General features: G+C 39.5%; 11 protein-coding genes and 7 pseudogenes. 8 read left to right on the plus strand and 10 right to left on the minus strand.

The features are described from left to right. Positions 1-91 precede the first annotated feature (91 nt). The 5 genes from KA717_16735 to KA717_16755 all read right to left on the minus strand — a co-directional run bounded on the left by KA717_16735 (position 92) and on the right by KA717_16755 (position 5,402). Entirely contained in the window at positions 92-763 is a 672-nt protein-coding gene (locus KA717_16735) for a hypothetical protein (GenBank protein UXE64030.1), read from the minus strand. Then, entirely contained in the window at positions 763-2,031 is a 1,269-nt protein-coding gene (locus tag KA717_16740) for an ATP-binding protein (GenBank protein UXE64031.1), read from the minus strand. Before KA717_16740 ends, KA717_16735 begins: the two co-directional genes overlap by 1 nt. An 18-nt stretch (positions 2,032-2,049) precedes the next feature. Then, complete coding sequence (locus KA717_16745; GenBank protein UXE64032.1) at positions 2,050-2,559, minus strand: Ycf51 family protein; 510 nt, start codon at positions 2,557-2,559, stop codon at positions 2,050-2,052. Between the two features lie 96 nt (positions 2,560-2,655). Further along, positions 2,656-3,897, minus strand: a complete 1,242-nt coding sequence (trpB, locus tag KA717_16750; GenBank protein UXE64033.1) for a tryptophan synthase subunit beta — start codon at positions 3,895-3,897, stop codon at positions 2,656-2,658. Positions 3,898-4,151: 254 nt separating this feature from the next. After that, positions 4,152-5,402 carry an NAD(P)/FAD-dependent oxidoreductase gene (locus KA717_16755; protein UXE64034.1) on the minus strand — a complete coding sequence of 417 codons (1,251 nt, stop codon included), beginning with the start codon at positions 5,400-5,402 and terminating at the stop codon, positions 4,152-4,154. A 237-nt stretch (positions 5,403-5,639) separates the two neighbouring features. Here KA717_16755 and KA717_16760 point away from each other — a divergent pair, with 237 nt between their 5' ends. Next, a complete protein-coding gene (locus KA717_16760; GenBank protein ID UXE64035.1) occupies positions 5,640-5,909 on the plus strand; it encodes a hypothetical protein in 270 nt (89 codons plus the stop codon). 21 nt (positions 5,910-5,930) lie between these two features. Beyond that, positions 5,931-7,037: an AI-2E family transporter gene (locus KA717_16765; GenBank protein UXE64036.1), complete on the plus strand. Its 1,107-nt coding sequence runs from the start codon at positions 5,931-5,933 to the stop codon at positions 7,035-7,037. An 84-nt stretch (positions 7,038-7,121) separates the two neighbouring features. On the opposite strand, the pseudogene KA717_16770 reads toward KA717_16765, so the two are convergent. Next, a pseudogene (locus KA717_16770) lies at positions 7,122-8,403 on the minus strand (ISKra4 family transposase). 93 nt (positions 8,404-8,496) lie between these two features. After that, positions 8,497-8,877, minus strand: coding sequence for a cyclic nucleotide-binding domain-containing protein (locus KA717_16775; GenBank protein UXE64037.1), 381 nt, complete (start codon positions 8,875-8,877; stop codon positions 8,497-8,499). A gap of 151 nt (positions 8,878-9,028) precedes the next feature. On the opposite strand from KA717_16775, the pseudogene KA717_16780 reads away from it, so the two are divergent. From KA717_16780 to KA717_16790, 3 pseudogenes are all read left to right on the plus strand, one after another. Then, positions 9,029-10,366 (plus strand): annotated as a pseudogene (locus KA717_16780) (IS5 family transposase). Between the two features lie 357 nt (positions 10,367-10,723). After that, a pseudogene (locus tag KA717_16785) lies at positions 10,724-11,083 on the plus strand (ISAs1 family transposase). A gap of 75 nt (positions 11,084-11,158) precedes the next feature. Beyond that, positions 11,159-12,440: pseudogene (locus tag KA717_16790) on the plus strand (ISKra4 family transposase). A 434-nt stretch (positions 12,441-12,874) separates the two neighbouring features. Here KA717_16790 and KA717_16795 read toward each other — a convergent pair. The 3 genes and pseudogenes from KA717_16795 to KA717_16805 all read right to left on the minus strand — a co-directional run bounded on the left by KA717_16795 (position 12,875) and on the right by KA717_16805 (position 15,470). Beyond that, positions 12,875-13,980, minus strand: a pseudogene (locus KA717_16795) (IS5 family transposase). Positions 13,981-14,005: 25 nt separating this feature from the next. Further along, entirely contained in the window at positions 14,006-15,160 is a 1,155-nt protein-coding gene (locus tag KA717_16800; GenBank protein UXE64038.1) for an ISL3 family transposase, read from the minus strand. A 61-nt stretch (positions 15,161-15,221) separates the two neighbouring features. After that, positions 15,222-15,470, minus strand: a pseudogene (locus KA717_16805) (IS5/IS1182 family transposase). A gap of 436 nt (positions 15,471-15,906) precedes the next feature. On the opposite strand from KA717_16805, the pseudogene KA717_16810 reads away from it, so the two are divergent. The 3 genes and pseudogenes from KA717_16810 to KA717_16820 all read left to right on the plus strand — a co-directional run bounded on the left by KA717_16810 (position 15,907) and on the right by KA717_16820 (position 17,008). Beyond that, positions 15,907-16,513 (plus strand): annotated as a pseudogene (locus tag KA717_16810) (transposase). A gap of 110 nt (positions 16,514-16,623) precedes the next feature. Then, positions 16,624-16,884, plus strand: coding sequence for a hypothetical protein (locus tag KA717_16815; protein UXE64039.1), 261 nt, complete (start codon positions 16,624-16,626; stop codon positions 16,882-16,884). Beyond that, complete coding sequence (locus tag KA717_16820) at positions 16,850-17,008, plus strand: hypothetical protein (GenBank protein UXE64040.1); 159 nt, start codon at positions 16,850-16,852, stop codon at positions 17,006-17,008. Before KA717_16815 ends, KA717_16820 begins: the two co-directional genes overlap by 35 nt. Positions 17,009-17,087: the final 79 nt, after the last annotated feature.

Below are 17,087 nucleotides of genomic sequence, written 5' to 3' on the forward strand. Positions count from 1 at the left end.
ACACTTTTCTTTTCCTTCATCAACTAAAGGTCACACCCGTTTAGATGAGTATGAAATTATTTTTTTCGAGCCTTGCTTGAGGAAAAGCCTGTTATTTAAGCTTCTCACAAAATGAAATAAAGTCTCTAAAAGTCTGTAAATGTTCAGGCTCTTGGTCGATTCGCTTTAATAATTGTTCAAAATAATGTTTCTCCTGGGCATCTCTGGGCCTTGTTTTAGTATATTTTAATCCCTTGGCGTTAAATATTGCTTTCAGATAAATTTCGTGAAATTCAGCATAGTAATCTTGATTATACTTGCCCAGCAACTCTGGATCATAACGAGAAACGTCATAGTAATTAGTATAATCAATAAGTGGTTTTTCTAAGGGTTGTCTAGAATCAAATAATTTGCGATTTCCTAATAACCAAGTTTCAATACACCGATTCTGAACAAAGATTTTTAAGGGAATTGAAGTCAGATCAATTTTCTTTTTTTCAAGAAATTGATAAATATAATCTTGACGTTCTTGAACACTTTCTTCGTCAGCATCAACGCAAAGTATTAAGTAGTCATATTTTTGAGATGATTGAATATTATCAAGAGCTTTATGAATCCCATCGTCTAAGATCCCAGGAAAGCCATAATCACCAATAATATAGTAGCAATTTTGAGTGACTTGATCATGAAATTTAACCTGCTGAAAATTGGGTAGTAAATATTTTAGCCATGTCCGATACAGGATTATTTCAGTTACACCTTCTACTAAAAAATAAAGATTCATTATATTCCACTATCTTGCTCATCATCTTTAAGGACATTAATTAAATCGATATAGGCTTTCTGTCTAGATTTAGCAATATGAAAATCCTCGGCACTTTTAACCGTAACATTTCCCCCTTGACGAGTAACAATTTTCCAGTGAGATGGTCGAATGTTATTAATAACATAGGGATGATGACTAGTTATAATGAACTGCAATTGATTAGGAGAGTCATTTATGTCTTCTGTTACCGCATCTAGACAGTTAACACCTAAACTATTTTCAAATTCGTCGATTAGAATTACACTTCCGGGCAGAGAAAAATAAAGTTCACTGAGATGCAGGAGTGTTTTAAGCATTCCTGATGATACTTCAGCTTGAGAAATTAGCCAGTCAGAATGCTTTTCCTTGAATCTTATATCCAGAACAAGCTCATCAATATCAATAGAATAATATATTGCCTCGACTTTCTCTATAGAAGAAAATATTTCCTTAAATTTAGTCGTGATTTCTCTAAAGTATTTAGGAACCAAAAAAGCTGATAATACAAGTTTTCCTTTCATAGAAATTCTTTCATTCTGAATCAAGGATAGAATTTCACTGTCCATTAAATCCTTAGAACATTGCTGATAATCTTCAAAAGTTACCTTTTTAAACAAAACACTATTTCTATTAAAACCTTTAAAACCACTAAAACCATTTTCATATTCTTCATCTGTATTGGAACGGAAAGCATCATCTTCAAACAATGCCGCTTGACTAATTTTAATCAAGCTAAACTCTTTGCTGAGTATTTTAACATCTTCTTCACCATTAAATAAACTAATTAAACTTTGTTTTTGAGAAAGCTTGACAATAACATTTTCATTATTAAAGGTGATTGTCTCTTGTTTTCTCTGAATAGATAATGGTGATTCTTGTTTGTTATGAGACAAAGATTCATAAATAATTTTAGGATTGGGAAAATCACTTTCATCTTCTTCAGACGCAATTTTGGAAAATTTATTTTCACTTTTGTCAACATTTTGACGTTGATTTTCAGTATTCCCAAAATCGAATTCTCCTTCCCATTGATACTCAACTTGATCTATGGTCAAAAAACGAATAGACCATTTAATACCTCGATAACGGAAACCTTTGGCGATCGCTTTTATCTTGAGAATAGCTTTCAGAATTTTAGTCTTACCGACCCCAGAGACACCAACTAACAAATTCAAATCAGAAAACTGGACTGGGTTTAATTTCCAGCCCGTTACTTTGTCTTCGTAGGCAAGTTCTAGGATTTTCATCGATTTTCATCGGCCTAATTAACTTTTAGTCTTCGGTAATTGGGCAAAGGCTTTTTTATCAATTTCCACCTTAATCCCTTGATCCTCTTGGACACCGAGAGTGCGACGTACCTGACCCAAATAAAGCGGCTTCGATAAATTGGGTTTGGGATGAATAATGGCTCTGGCCCGAACGGTCATCTTGTTATCCCCATCTCTAGCTCCCCGACCATAGGAACGATAGGTATTGGCGGCTTGTAATAGGGTTGCCTCTAACTCCGTTGGCGTAATGCTGGCTGGTACAGAAATCACAAGCTGATTGGCTCCATTATCGTAAACTCGATTGAAATGAACCGATCCTTCTACCTCAGCACGGTCAAAGAGTCCCAATCCTAAACCGAATAGACCAATACTTAACACGGCTATAAAGCCTGTGGCTCCCACTAAGCGAAAACGAAAGCCCCATTTTAAAACGAAGGCAATAATCGTTAATCCCAAAACAGCGATCGCGGCATAACCTGACCAGAGGGCATAGGTTGAAAATTCCATAGATAATCTTGATAATTTTGAGTGTTAATGATGAGTCTGAAGCGGAGACATTAATAAACGCCTGGCAATATAAGGGGAATTTAGAAAGATGCAAATCTAAATCGTCATCCCCAGATATTTAGCCACAGTTTGTACATCCTTATCGCCTCGACCCGAACAGTTAATAATAATCCGAGGATTACCCGTCAGTTGAGGACAAAGCATTTCTAAATAGGCGATCGCATGGGAGGTTTCTAAGGCCGGAATAATACCTTCTAATTGACACAAACGTTGCAAGGCCGCGATCGCCTCTTGATCAGTGACACTGTAATACTCAGCCCGACCGGCATCTTTGAGGTAACTATGCTCTGGCCCCACCCCTGGATAATCTAGACCGGCACTAATTGAATGGGCCTCAATCACCTGACCTTCCGTATCCTGTAACAGATAACTCATGGCTCCATGTAACACCCCAGGACGGCCTTTGGTAAGAGTGGCTGCGTGTTTACCAGAGGCAATACTTTCTCCGGCGGCTTCCACCCCAATTAAACGCACCGAGGTATCCGGCAAAAATTCATAGAACAAACCCATGGCATTGGAACCACCGCCCACACAGGCCAACAAAATATCCGGTAAGCCGCCCCATTTTTCCAGACATTGAACACGAGTTTCTTGCCCAATAATGTGATGGAAGTCACGCACCATCATCGGGTAAGGGTGGGGGCCAGCCACAGAACCGAGAATATAGTGGGTAGTCTCCACATTTGTCACCCAATCGCGGATCGCTTCTGATGTGGCATCTTTGAGAGTGCCCGTACCAGCTTCGACCGGTTGAACCCGCGCCCCTAACAAATTCATGCGGAAGACATTCAGCTTTTGACGTTCCATATCCTGAACGCCCATGTAAATAATACATTCCAAGCCAAAACGAGCACAGACGGTGGCCGTTGCCACACCATGCTGGCCTGCCCCTGTCTCAGCAATAATGCGTTTTTTGCCCATGCGTTTAGCGAGGAGAACTTGACCCAGGGCATTATTAATTTTGTGCGCGCCGGTATGGTTGAGATCTTCCCGTTTGAGATAGATTTGGGGGCCTGTCCCGTCTGCTTTAGCATAGTGGGTGGTTAAACGTTCGGCAAAGTAGAGAGGGCTTGGACGACCCACATAATCCTTGAGGAGTTGATCTAATTCGGCTTTAAATTCGGGATCGTCTTTATAGTTTTTGTAAGCGGCTTCTAGCTCAAAGAGAGCGGGCATCAAGGTTTCAGGAACATATTTGCCACCATATTGGCCAAAGCGGCCTAGGGCATCAGGATAAGAGGTCGTAACAGGGTTAGGAGTTAGGGGTGTTGTGGTCACAGTTGCGATGGGGAACGATGAAGAGTGAGATCTTGTCTGGATAGATTCTAGATAGCTGATTGTATTTTACGCTTTGATCGTCTCAAGAATATCCTCATCATGATGATGATCGCTATTTTCTCCTTACAAAACCCAAAAGCGATCGCTGATTATCCATTAAAAACGCGATCGCCTACTTCTAGCAGCAAACCGGAAACAGTCGTCAAAGTTAGAACTTTTCTTGACAATCTTTAATAATTTTTAAAGACTGAGATTTAGTCCGTTTTACCGAGTAAGGGTTTCCATTTATCCGGCTCGAAGGATTCTCCTTTTAACATCCGATTCCAGTAAAGCCAGGGCAAAACATAGCGTTTAACCATCCACATACTCCATCGTTCCTGGGTGGGATCAAAGGGAAAGCTCGATTTGGGTTTGCTTTCATAGTCAAATTCCGCCATGATCGTTTTTCCGTAACCGGTGATCAAGGGACAACAGGTGTAACCGCCATAGTTTCCAGCCAGAGATTTAGAGGCAATAAGGGCGAGTAGGTTTTCGGCTACGACGGGGGCCTGTTTGCGAATAGCCGCAGCAGTACGGGAGGTTGGCAAGGAAGAGGCATCCCCTAAACTGAAAATATTGGGATAGACATTGTGTTGCAGCGTTAACTTATTCACATCTACCCAGCCCTTGCCTGGCCCCTCTTGAACGGAGACAGCACTATTTTTGATAAAGTCTGGCGCACTCATCGGCGGTGCTACGTGCAACAAATCGTAGTGGAAGCTGACTTCTTGAGTCCCTTGATCCGTGGTTACATCGAAAATGGCTTCCTGGCGATCGCTGTTAATCGCCTTTAAATTATGTTTGTATTTAACATCAATTTCTTTTCGAGCCGCAATTTTCTCCAACGCCTCACAATAACCTGGAATCCCAAAAATTTTAGCGACAGCAACCCCATAGATAATCTGAGTTTGATTTCTGACCCCATTTTTGCGAAAGGTTTCATCCGCTAAATACATAATTTTTTGCGGCGCACCTGCACATTTAATGGGAGTAGCAGGGAAGGTAAAAATAGCATTCCCCCCTTTAAAATTGCGAATTAAATCCCAGGTGTAGGGGGCATAGCGACGGTCATAGTTACTGGTGACACCTTTTTTCCCTAAAGACTCCTGTAAACCTGGAATCAGATGCCAGTCAATTTGAATACCAGGACAAATAATTAAATAGTCATAGGAGATTGTCCGACCGTCTTGAGTAACCACTTTGTTGAAGCCTGGATCTAGGGTCGTAACGGCGGCTTTTATCCATTGAGCATTGGCTGGAATACAATCTTTTTCTGCCTTGATGGTATCTTCCATTCTGTAAACACCACCACCCACTAATGTCCAAGCGGGTTGGTAGTAGTGTTTATCGCAAGGTTCAATAATCGCAATATCTAATTGACTATTTTTTTTAAGAAGTTGGGCCGTTACGGTGATTCCGGCGGTTCCGCCTCCCACAACAACGATTTGATGATGTAAAGATGACATATTAGGAAGCTAATTGAAGACTGCGATATTTTACCGTCTTCAACCATAGCGCAAGGGATGGCAGGGCAAAAGTCTTGTTCATAAAAATTTAAGATCTTTGAAAATTCCCTGTTTCTTAACGACGGAAACAACCGACAAAATGTATCTTGATCTAAAATGAACACCTAAATGTTAGCTTGAATTTATTTTTTAAAGTGAATTTCGGCGATCGCTTATTATGCTATTATAAATGGCAAAATGAATATAAAAGCAATGTTTTCTCTAAAATATATTAACTTTTTATGGTGTCTCCAAAGATGGTCTTTAAGACTGTTAATGAGTCTAGGGATGCTTCCGGCCTCTCCCGTCTGGAGTCAAGCAGTTGAAACGATTACCCAAAATTTTCGTCCAGCGATCGCTCCTGAGCAAAAGCAATATATTGTTAGCTATGGCAGTCTGATGGAAGACGAATCCCGTCATCGACCCCCCATCAGGAGAAGCCTATCCCATGTTACTAATAAACAATAGGTACTTTTCCCTTTCTTATTCATGACTGTACTGGAAAACTTTCAAAAACTGCCTCCCTGGCTACGAATTAGCTTATTATTTCCCCTGGCTTTTCTCAATAGTTGGCTAATATTTGTCCTTTTAGACTATTTTCAACCCCTATCTAGTCTTTTTCTGGCAGCAGCCCTTCTGGCCTTTTTGCTAGATTTACCAGTTCGTCTTCTGACAGTACGAGGTCTGCAACGGGGCTGGGCTATTTTTCTGGTGTTGGCGATCGCCTTAATTTTATTGGGGATGGCTCTGTTAGTGTTGATTCCCCTCATTATTAATCAGTTGAGTGAATTGTTGATTAATTTACCCCAGTGGATTAAATCAGGTAATGAGCAATTAAATAGTCTGCAAGCCTGGGCGATCTCACACAAAGTAGCCCTAGATATTGATATCAGTCAAATCGTAGGTGAAACCATCCAGAAAATTACTGGTATCTTAAATTCTCTTGGCAATCAAGTTTTTAGCTTTGTGGGTATTACGATCAGCACCATTTTTAATGGACTGATACTAATTGTATTAACCATCTTTCTGGTAATTACGGGGGAAAAAGTTTGGGACGGAATATTTAGTTGGTTGCCCTCTCCCTGGCCAGAAAAATTAAAGGAACCAATTCGAGAAACCTTTGAACGTTACTTTGCAACCCAGGCAATGTTAGCAGGCATCCTCAGTTTTGCCCAAATGCTCGTTTTTACAATCTTACAGGTTCCCTATGCTATTTTATTTGCCGTAACCATTGGCTTAACGACTCTCATTCCCTATGCCAGTGGACTTAGCATTGTCACCATTAGTTTATTGCTGATGTTGCAGGATTTTTGGCTCGGATTTAATGTTCTCATTGCAGCCGTTATTGTTGGTCAAATTAATGACAACATTATCTCTCCTCGTTTAATGGGCGATATGACAGGATTAAATCCCGTTTGGATCATTGTTGCTCTATTTGTAGGGGGAAAATTAGGGGGAGTTTTAGGCTTATTAATTGCTGTTCCCTTAGCCAGTGTTCTGAAAGCAACGATCGACAATGTGCGTGCCCATTCCCAGGATGATGCGGCTTTAAAATTGGGGGATCATGCTCATAATGATAGTCTAGAAATCTCGTAATGATAGTTTAGAAATGCTTGCTAAAGTCGAGAATGTTTCTCCTTTAGATAGGGTGCGACCTTTAGTTGATAAAAGCTGTTGTAATCAGGGTTCTACAGGGAACCCATATTGATCAAGTTTTGCCCAAAATTGACTCCATCGTTCCTTGGTCAATACCAAAGCTCGTAGGCTCAAAATAATTCCTGCTCCTTTTTCCTTCCATCGCATCCCTGAACAACATAATCGTTGTTTGACCAACGTCTTACAAGCTGCTTCCGTAACACCTGAACCAATCGGATACTTTTTCTCTATGTATTCAGCATAATCCATTTGATGCTGATGATTCTCGTAATAAGTAATCGCCGCTTGTAGTTTCTCGGTAAGATTCTTAGAATGACTTTTTTCTTCTTTGACTTCTTTCATCAGATTTAGCAGTTCTCCTGCTTTTCCTTTTTCATGCTTGAGTTCTCGACAATTTTCAGTCAACCATTCTTTTTGTTTTGACACGGTATTCGGATGCAACGCTTCTGCCAAGGCACCTAAGTAACCAGAGGCATGATAGAAATCTAATATCTGTTCTTCCGTTTGCTTTTCTAAAAACTTCCAATTTGATTCTGCCCCGTCTGCTATCCCGACCAATGTTGCCTCTGGATAACGGTTTTTCGCTCGCTCAATTTCTCTTTCTAATCTTTCTAGAAAACTCTTTTTTCCATACTCTGGTGCCGCACCTAGATAGATTGTAGGTTGACGTTCGCCTTCACTATCGTATAGGGAAACGGTTCCCACCATTGCTTCACGGTAGCCATCCTCACACATCAGCATACAGGTTCCATCTAATCCTATTCCCACTGTTGCAATTTGGCTATCCTCCTTGGGCGGGGCATAACTCCACGCTTCTTCTTTTGCCTGTACCACACTTCCTACTGCTTCACTCAATCTTTGGATATAGGATAGCGCTACTTTTCTACCATGATTTTCTAATAAATCATTTTTCACCTCTTTGCCTGCCATCCCTGACATTTTTGAGGATACCTGTTTTGCCAATAATGGCGTTGATGTTATGATTATCCTTGCTTCTCTTTCTAAGGGGCAATACGTTTTTCCTCAAAGGTGAACGCTGATATACATGACGATTCACTATAACCTCACCATAAGGTGTTTGATATTCTTTCGGTTGCTCTCCCTTACTCTTCCAGATTTCTTCACCGATTTTTAAGGGTGAACCATCTGTATCTAAATATTTCAAGGCTTCTTTGCTGGCGATGCAACCTACTTCGTTTAAGCCTTTTTGAATATTTATTTCTGTATCCAACATTGAACGACTGAGTTCTAATGTTAGTTCTATTTTTATCTTTGAACCCTCTACATTAATTAGTTTTGCTGTCATCATTGTTTCCTCTTTGTCACTTTTCATCCCATGTTAACACTTTTCTTTTCCTTCATCAACTAAAGGTCACACCCTTTAGATATTAACTTGCCTCTACAGTAAAGCCTGTAAACGTGCCTTGACCCGTCGAAAACGATCTGAGTAGCTTTTTAACACTTCCAAGGCAAACATAGGGGTTTGTTGAACTGCAAACATAAAGTGCTCCCGATCTGCTGTGACCAGAGTACAATCAGTTTTGGCGATCGCGTTAGAAACTCGTTGGTGATCAGGATGAAGCAATGCCCCTTCCCCAAATACATCACCTTGTTCGAGCGTTTCAATCAGTTTATTGTCGAGATAAACTTCTACCGTTCCTTGCACTAGCCCATACATAACATCTCCTGGTTCTCCCACTTGAAAAATCACCTCTCCCGCTTTGACTTGTTGTTCAGGACGATTGTTCAATAATTTGAGGGTATCGATGGGCGTTAGCATGGGTAATCTCTCCGGCGATCGCTAAATAGGGCTTGCTGAAAAAAGCTGAAACCTTTACGGAGAAAAATAGTAGGCGAATTAAGAACCGCTAGAATGCACGAAAATAGGGTAGAATGCCTCAAAACCATTGCATTAAGAAGAGAGAAAGCAGATGTACCGAAAGCAACAGTACTCAATTGAAACACCAGAAAACTTGAAAAATCTGTTCGGCGGGCAGTTAGACGAAGAAAATCGTTGGATAGAAATGTCAAAAATGATTCCCTGGGAAGAATATGAGGAAGAATATGCAAAAAACTTCACAGAAAAAAAAGGAGCCCCAGCCAAATCATTTAGAATGGCATTAGGAGCATTAATTATCAAAGAAATTTCAGGAAAAAGTGACAGAGAAACAGTAGAACAAATAAAAGAGAACCCTTATTTACAGTACTTTATAGGAATGGAAAGCTATAGTAGCAAAGAAGCATTTAATGCGTCAATGATGGTTCATTTTCGTAAAAAAATAGGAATGGAATTAATAAATAAAATTAATAAAGAAATAGAAAAAAAAGCGACGGGTGTAGCGTCAGAAAAAAAAGAAAATGAAGGAAAGTTATTGTTAGATGCGACTTGTACACCAGCAGATATAAAATATCCAACGGATATAGGAATATTGAATGATGCAAGAGAAAAAACAGAAAAAATAATAGATAAGCTGTATGAAGAAATAAAAGAGAAAAGGAAAGAAAAGCCGAGGACTTATAGGGAAGTGGCAAGAAAAGAGTACTTAGCCATAGCAAAAAAACGTCGTGTGTCAAAAAAAGAAAGAAGAAAAGGAACAAAAAAACAACTAGGATATATAAAAAGAAACTTGTCTGATATAGAAAAAATGATAGAAGAGGGAGCAAAGTTAGAAAAACTAACGAAAAAAGAGCAAGAAGAGCTTGTAACGATAGGAAAAGTGTATGAGCAACAGTTAGAAATGTATGAAAAAAAGACAAATAAAGTAGAAAACAGAATTGTGAGTGTAAGCCAACCTCACGTGCGTCCAATAGTGCGTGGAAAAGCGGGAAAAGCAGTAGAGTTTGGAGCTAAAATATCGGCAAGTAATGTGAATGGCTTTGTCTTCTTAGACAAATTAAGTTGGGATAATTACAACGAATCGGGAGATTTACAAGCGCGAATAGAAGAATATAAAAGGGAAACAGGATGTTATCCGGAATCGGTTCATGTGGATAAAATCTATCGAACAAAAGCGAATCGAGCTTATTGTAAAGAAAGGGATATAAGAATGAGTGGTCCCCGATTGGGAAGACCGCCGAAAGAGGTGAGCAAAGAAAAAAAGAAAGAGGCACGCTCAGATGAAAGAGTGCGTAATGCCATTGAGGGTAAATTCGGACAGGGAAAGAGGAAATTTAGTCTTGGTCGAGTGATGGCCAAACTACCTGAGACCTCGGAAACGGTAATTGCGATGAACTTTTTGGTAATGAATCTTTCTACTCTACTTCAGAAGACAAAAAGTAAAAAGTTGTAGAGTCGTTTTTCTTGTGAAAAATGGTGTTAATTTTCCTCTCTTTTGTGAGGAGTGATTTGTGTTGACCTTTTTAGACAGAAAGGAACAATAGATTAAACAAAATCTGTATTTTGATTTGTTTCCATAAGGATAAGTTATCTATGCTTTTTCAGTCCATACTTCCCTAACCCACATTTCTTTCGTTTTTTGACTTTTTCAGCAAGCCCTAAATAAACTGTTAATCTTCCCCCATTATCCCAGACCAGGGCGAACGCATCTAAAAACGATACAGATACAAGAACATTATAGAGGGATGGATAAGGGAAAATAAGGGAAAGTGCATAGAAAACAAAAGCGATGAAACTCCGACCCAAATATAGACTGGTAGAACACTTTGCCGAAATAGATGACCCTCGCATCGAACGAACAAAACGGCATAAACTCATTGATATTCTAACGATTGCCATCTTAGCCGTCATTTGTGGAGCAGAAGGTTGGGTAGCCATGGAAAGTTTCGGCAAGGCTAAACATCAATGGCTAAAAAAAATTTTGGAATTGCCGAATGGCATCCCCTCCGACGATACGTTTGCGCGTGTATTTGCTAGTCTGAACCCAGAGCAATTTCAAGACTGTTTTCTCGATTGGGTCAAAAGTATAGCGGAGGTAAGTGAAGGGGAAGTGATAGCGATTGACGGACAAACCCTCCGCCAATCCTATGGGGTGTGACCTTTAGTTGATGAAGGAAAAGAAAAGTGTTAACATGGGATGAAAAGTGACAAAGAGGAAACAATGATGACAGCAAAACTAATTAATGTAGAGGGTTCAAAGATAAAAATAGAACTAACATTAGAACTCAGTCGTTCAATGTTGGATACAGAAATAAATATTCAAAAAGGCTTAAACGAAGTAGGTTGCATCGCCAGCAAAGAAGCCTTGAAATATTTAGATACAGATGGTTCACCCTTAAAAATCGGTGAAGAAATCTGGAAGAGTAAGGGAGAGCAACCGAAAGAATATCAAACACCTTATGGTGAGGTTATAGTGAATCGTCATGTATATCAGCGTTCACCTTTGAGGAAAAACGTATTGCCCCTTAGAAAGAGAAGCAAGGATAATCATAACATCAACGCCATTATTGGCAAAACAGGTATCCTCAAAAATGTCAGGGATGGCAGGCAAAGAGGTGAAAAATGATTTATTAGAAAATCATGGTAGAAAAGTAGCGCTATCCTATATCCAAAGATTGAGTGAAGCAGTAGGAAGTGTGGTACAGGCAAAAGAAGAAGCGTGGAGTTATGCCCCGCCCAAGGAGGATAGCCAAATTGCAACAGTGGGAATAGGATTAGATGGAACCTGTATGCTGATGTGTGAGGATGGCTACCGTGAAGCAATGGTGGGAACCGTTTCCCTATACGATAGTGAAGGCGAACGTCAACATACAATCTATCTAGGTGCGGCACCAGAGTATGGAAAAAAGAGTTTTCTAGAAAGATTAGAAAGAGAAATTGAGCGAGCGAAAAACCGTTATCCAGAGGCAACATTGGTCGGGATAGCAGACGGGGCAGAATCAAATTGGAAGTTTTTAGAAAAGCAAACGGAAGAACAGATATTAGATTTCTATCATGCCTCTGGTTACTTAGGTGCCTTGGCAGAAGCGTTGCATCCGAATACCGTGTCAAAACAAAAAGAATGGTTGACTGAAAATTGTCGAGAACTCAAGCATGAAAAAGGAAAAGCAGGAGAACTGCTAAATCTGATGAAAGAAGTCAAAGAAGAAAAAAGTCATTCTAAGAATCTTACCGAGAAACTACAAGCGGCGATTACTTATTACGAGAATCATCAGCATCAAATGGATTATGCTGAATACTTAGAGAAAAAGTATCCGATTGGTTCAGGTGTTACGGAAGCAGCTTGTAAGACGTTGGTCAAACAACGATTATGTTGTTCAGGGATGCGATGGAAGGAAAAAGGAGCAGGAATTATTTTGAGCCTACGAGCTTTGGTATTGACCAAGGAACGATGGAGTCAATTTTGGGCAAAACTTGATCAATATGGGTTCCCTGTAGAACCCTGATTACAACAGCTTTTATCAACTAAAGGTCGCACCCATCCTATGACAATGCCAACGGGAAGGGTGCAATTCAGATGGTGAGTGCATGGGCAACAGCGAATCGCTTAGTGCTAGGACAGTGCAAAGTGGAAAGCAAATCGAATGAAAATCACATAGCTTCCCGCCTCTGCGTAGGTAGTGCAAAGCTCCCCCATTTTCGTGACTAGAGTAGGGCTTGCTGAAAAAGTCAAAAAACGAAAGAAATGTGGGTTAGGGAAGTATGGACTGAAAAAGCATAGATAACTTATCCTTATGGAAACAAATCAAAATACAGATTTTGTTTAATCTATTGTTCCTTTCTGTCTAAAAAGGTCAACACAAATCACTCCTCACAAAAGAGAGGAAAATTAACACCATTTTTCACAAGAAAAACGACTCTACAACTTTTTACTTTTTGTCTTCTGAAGTAGAGTAGAAAGATTCATTACCAAAAAGTTCATCGCAATTACCGTTTCCGAGGTCTCAGGTAGTTTGGCCATCACTCGACCAAGACTAAATTTCCTCTTTCCCTGTCCGAATTTACCCTCAATGGCATTACGCACTCTTTCATCTGAGCGTGCCTCTTTCTTTTTTTCTTTGCTCACCTCTTTCGGCGGTCTTCCCAATCGGGGACCACTCATTCTTATATCCCTTTCTTTACAATAAGCTCGATTCGCTTTTGTTCGATAGATTTTATCCACATGAACCGATTCCGGATAACATCCTGTTTCCCTTTTATATTCTTCTATTCGCGCTTGTAAATCTCCCGATTCGTTGTAATTATCCCAACTTAATTTGTCTAAGAAGACAAAGCCATTCACATTACTTGCCGATATTTTAGCTCCAAACTCTACTGCTTTTCCCGCTTTTCCACGCACTATTGGACGCACGTGAGGTTGGCTTACACTCACAATTCTGTTTTCTACTTTATTTGTCTTTTTTTCATACATTTCTAACTGTTGCTCATACACTTTTCCTATCGTTACAAGCTCTTCTTGCTCTTTTTTCGTTAGTTTTTCTAACTTTGCTCCCTCTTCTATCATTTTTTCTATATCAGACAAGTTTCTTTTTATATATCCTAGTTGTTTTTTTGTTCCTTTTCTTCTTTCTTTTTTTGACACACGACGTTTTTTTGCTATGGCTAAGTACTCTTTTCTTGCCACTTCCCTATAAGTCCTCGGCTTTTCTTTCCTTTTCTCTTTTATTTCTTCATACAGCTTATCTATTATTTTTTCTGTTTTTTCTCTTGCATCATTCAATATTCCTATATCCGTTGGATATTTTATATCTGCTGGTGTACAAGTCGCATCTAACAATAACTTTCCTTCATTTTCTTTTTTTTCTGACGCTACACCCGTCGCTTTTTTTCTATTTCTTTATTAATTTTATTTATTAATTCCATTCCTATTTTTTTACGAAAATGAACCATCATTGACGCATTAAATGCTTCTTTGCTACTATAGCTTTCCATTCCTATAAAGTACTGTAAATAAGGGTTCTCTTTTATTTGTTCTAGGTTCTCCTGAACAAAGAGTGATAATTAAAGCTTATCATGAAAAGCAAGCTAAAAAACGATTTCGCATATTATCAAAGTTCATAAATCCATAAGCTTGACGCTTGATTAGTTTAAGACGATTATTGATGCCTTCCATTGCCCCATTCGTCGTTCGACTCAAAAAGTAGTTACAAATAGAGTCCAAATTCCTACGAATTGTGCTAATTACATCTGTATAAATGCTCTTTGCATTCTCTAACCATTCTGTAAATTTTAATCTTCCTTCTTCCTTATCATTTACTTTTTCATATATCTCTCTAAATGACTCTTTATATTCATACGCTTTACGCAAACGAGCAGATTGCTTTAACACCAATTCTAGTTTTTCTAACTCTTCCTCTTTTAGGTCTTCTTTATTTTTTAATAATAGCCACTTTTCTCCCTTGATTTTTACATTCAATTTTGTCTGTTTACGGATTTTATTCAATTCTTCATTCAACGCCTTCATTACATGAAATCTATCTGTTACAATTACTGCATTCGGAAATACTTTTTCTATTACTTTAGGAAATCCTCCCCACATATCTACACTCACTTGTTCTACTCCTTCCCTCACCTCTAATTCTTTCTTCATCAGCACTTCGATGATTTTATCTTGTTGATGACTATCTATCACTTCTATTAATTCTCCTTTCTCTATATCTCCTAACACTGTTACAAAATTCTGATGACCTTTTCGTTTCGCTATTTCATCCATCCCGAGGTGTTTTACTCCTTGCCAATCTTTTTTTTTAGCTTCACATTGACGTTGGTAAATTCCATTCACTTGATCCCATGATAGAGATTCCTCTCTACCTACTTGTTCCACACTGCTCACATTTACTCGTCCATAAATATATTCTTCATACCTCACTGTGTATTTCCTACGGGCTTCCATAAATTCTAGATTTTCTGTAAAAAACCTTTGACAATCTTTACAGTAAAATTTACGACGAGGGACTTTCAGATATACCATTTGACCAGAGATAGACAAGTCCCTTACTAATACACTGTTCGTCTGATGTAATTCATCCGTTAAGCTACCACAATAATTACATTTGACTTCTTCCTCTTGACAACTCAGTATTAAAAACGCTTGTTTTCCCTCTTGAATCACATTTCTTATGTTTACTTTTGGTAAATTCAGAAGATTTTCCAGAAAAAATAACATTGATGTCGTCCTCATATAGTGTATCTTATTATACATCTTCTACCGCAAAGCCAGAAGAACCTTGTTCTACTGTTTCTCTGTCACTTTTTCCTGAAATTTCTTTGATAATTAATGCTCCTAATGCCATTCTAAATGATTTGGCTGGGGCTCCTTTTTTTTCTGTGAAGTTTTTTGCATATTCTTCCTCATATTCTTCCCAAAGAATCATTTTTGACATTTCTATCCAACGATTTTCTTCGTCTAACTGCCCGCCGAACAGATTTTTCAAGTTTTCTGGTGTTTCAATTGAGTACTGTTGCTTTCGGTACATCTGCTTTCTCTCTTCTTAATGCAATGGTTTTGAGGCATTCTACCCTATTTTCGTGCATTCTAGCGGTTCTTAATTCGCCTACTATTTTTCTCCGTAAAGGTTTCAGCTTTTTTCAGCAAGCCCTAGCTTAGAGCAGATTCTTCAGTTATTTGCGATAGCTTGTGAGCCACCGGCGGATTATGACCGACCGCTCAGTCATTGGACAGCGCGGGAACTGGCGGATGAAATGCTCAAACAAGGCATTGTTGAGAGCATCTCCCCTCGCCATGTGGGACGATTGCTGGCGGAAGCCGACTTGAAACCACACCAATCGCAATATTGGTTAAATCCTCCCCCCGACCCTGAGTTTGATGAGAAAGTTAGTGACATTTGTCAGACCTACCTGAGTGCAATGGAGCGAGCAGAACAGGGAGAACAGACAATTTCCATTGATGAGATGACCGGCATTCAAGCCTTGGAACGAAAGGCTCCTGCCCAACCAATGCGACCTGGCAAACCAGAAAGGCGAGAATTTGAGTATATTCGTCACGGCACCCAGACGTTAATTGCCAGTTTTAATGTGGTTTCAGGTCAGATTGCCCAAGCCAGTGTGGGAGACACGCGCACTGAGATAGACTATCTCAATCATGTTCAACAGTTGGTTGCCAGTGACCCAAAGACTGTCAAGTGGCACCTGCTGATGGATTGCTTGAACACCCATCAATCAGAATCACTAGTAGGCTTGGGTGGCGCAAGTCGAAGGACTTGAGACCGACTTGGGCATCAAAGGAAAATCAGGCATTCTCCAATCAATGCAAAGCCGTTCTGAATTTTTGCGAGAGCCCAGTCATAAAATTGTCTTCCACTTCACCCCCAAGCATTGCTCTTGGCTCAATCAAATTGAGATGTGGTTCAGTATGCTGATGAGTAAGTTACTCAGACGAGGCAATTTCATGAGCAGAGAACAGCTCAAAACTCGCATCCTTGACTTCATTGATTACTTTAATCGCACTATGGCTAAACCCTTCAAATGGACTTATCAAGGCAAGGCATTAAAGCAATGATAAACGGTCGCTCTATTCCCGCCCAAGCCTACTAGTCGTTCAATGTTGGATCAGAAATAAATATTCAAAAAGGCTTAAACGAAGTAGGTTGCATCGCCAGCAAAGAAGCCTTGAAATATTTAGATACAGATGGTTCTCCCTTAAAAATCGGTGAAGAAATCTGGAAGAGTAAGGGAGAGCAACCGAAAGAATATCAAACACTTTATGGTGAGGTTATAGTGAATCGTCATGTATATCAGCGTTCAGTAGGAGGAAAAACGTATTGCCCCTTAGAAAGAGAAGCAAGGATAATCATAACATCAACCCCCATTATTGGCAAAACAGGTATCCTCAAAAATGTCAGGGATGGCAGGCAAAGAGGTGAAAAATGATTTATTAGAAAATCATGGTAGAAAAGTAGCGCTATCCTATATCCAAAGATTGAGTGAAGCAGTAGGAAGTGTGGTACAGGCAAAAGAAGAAGCGTGGAGTTATGCCCCGCCCCAGCAATTCTAAATTTGCCCTGTAGCAAGGGTTTCAGGTTTTAGTTCGCGTAATACGGGGTAAAATTCAACGGGATTAACAAGTTCATTTT

This window comes from Woronichinia naegeliana WA131, assembly GCA_025370055.1.
Lineage (GTDB): Bacteria > Cyanobacteriota > Cyanobacteriia > Cyanobacteriales > Microcystaceae > Woronichinia > Woronichinia naegeliana.

Coding starts and splice junctions, on each gene's coding strand:
- KA717_16735 (UXE64030.1), bottom strand. CDS start 763: ATGAATCTTTATTTTTTAGTAGAAGGTGTAACTGAAATAATCCTGTAT.
- KA717_16740 (UXE64031.1), bottom strand. CDS start 2,031: ATGAAAATCCTAGAACTTGCCTACGAAGACAAAGTAACGGGCTGGAAA.
- KA717_16745 (UXE64032.1), bottom strand. CDS start 2,559: ATGGAATTTTCAACCTATGCCCTCTGGTCAGGTTATGCCGCGATCGCT.
- KA717_16755 (UXE64034.1), bottom strand. CDS start 5,402: ATGTCATCTTTACATCATCAAATCGTTGTTGTGGGAGGCGGAACCGCC.
- KA717_16760 (UXE64035.1), top strand. CDS start 5,640: ATGAATATAAAAGCAATGTTTTCTCTAAAATATATTAACTTTTTATGG.
- KA717_16765 (UXE64036.1), top strand. CDS start 5,931: ATGACTGTACTGGAAAACTTTCAAAAACTGCCTCCCTGGCTACGAATT.
- KA717_16775 (UXE64037.1), bottom strand. CDS start 8,877: ATGCTAACGCCCATCGATACCCTCAAATTATTGAACAATCGTCCTGAA.
- KA717_16800 (UXE64038.1), bottom strand. CDS start 15,160: ATGTTATTTTTTCTGGAAAATCTTCTGAATTTACCAAAAGTAAACATA.
- KA717_16820 (UXE64040.1), top strand. CDS start 16,850: ATGTCAGGGATGGCAGGCAAAGAGGTGAAAAATGATTTATTAGAAAAT.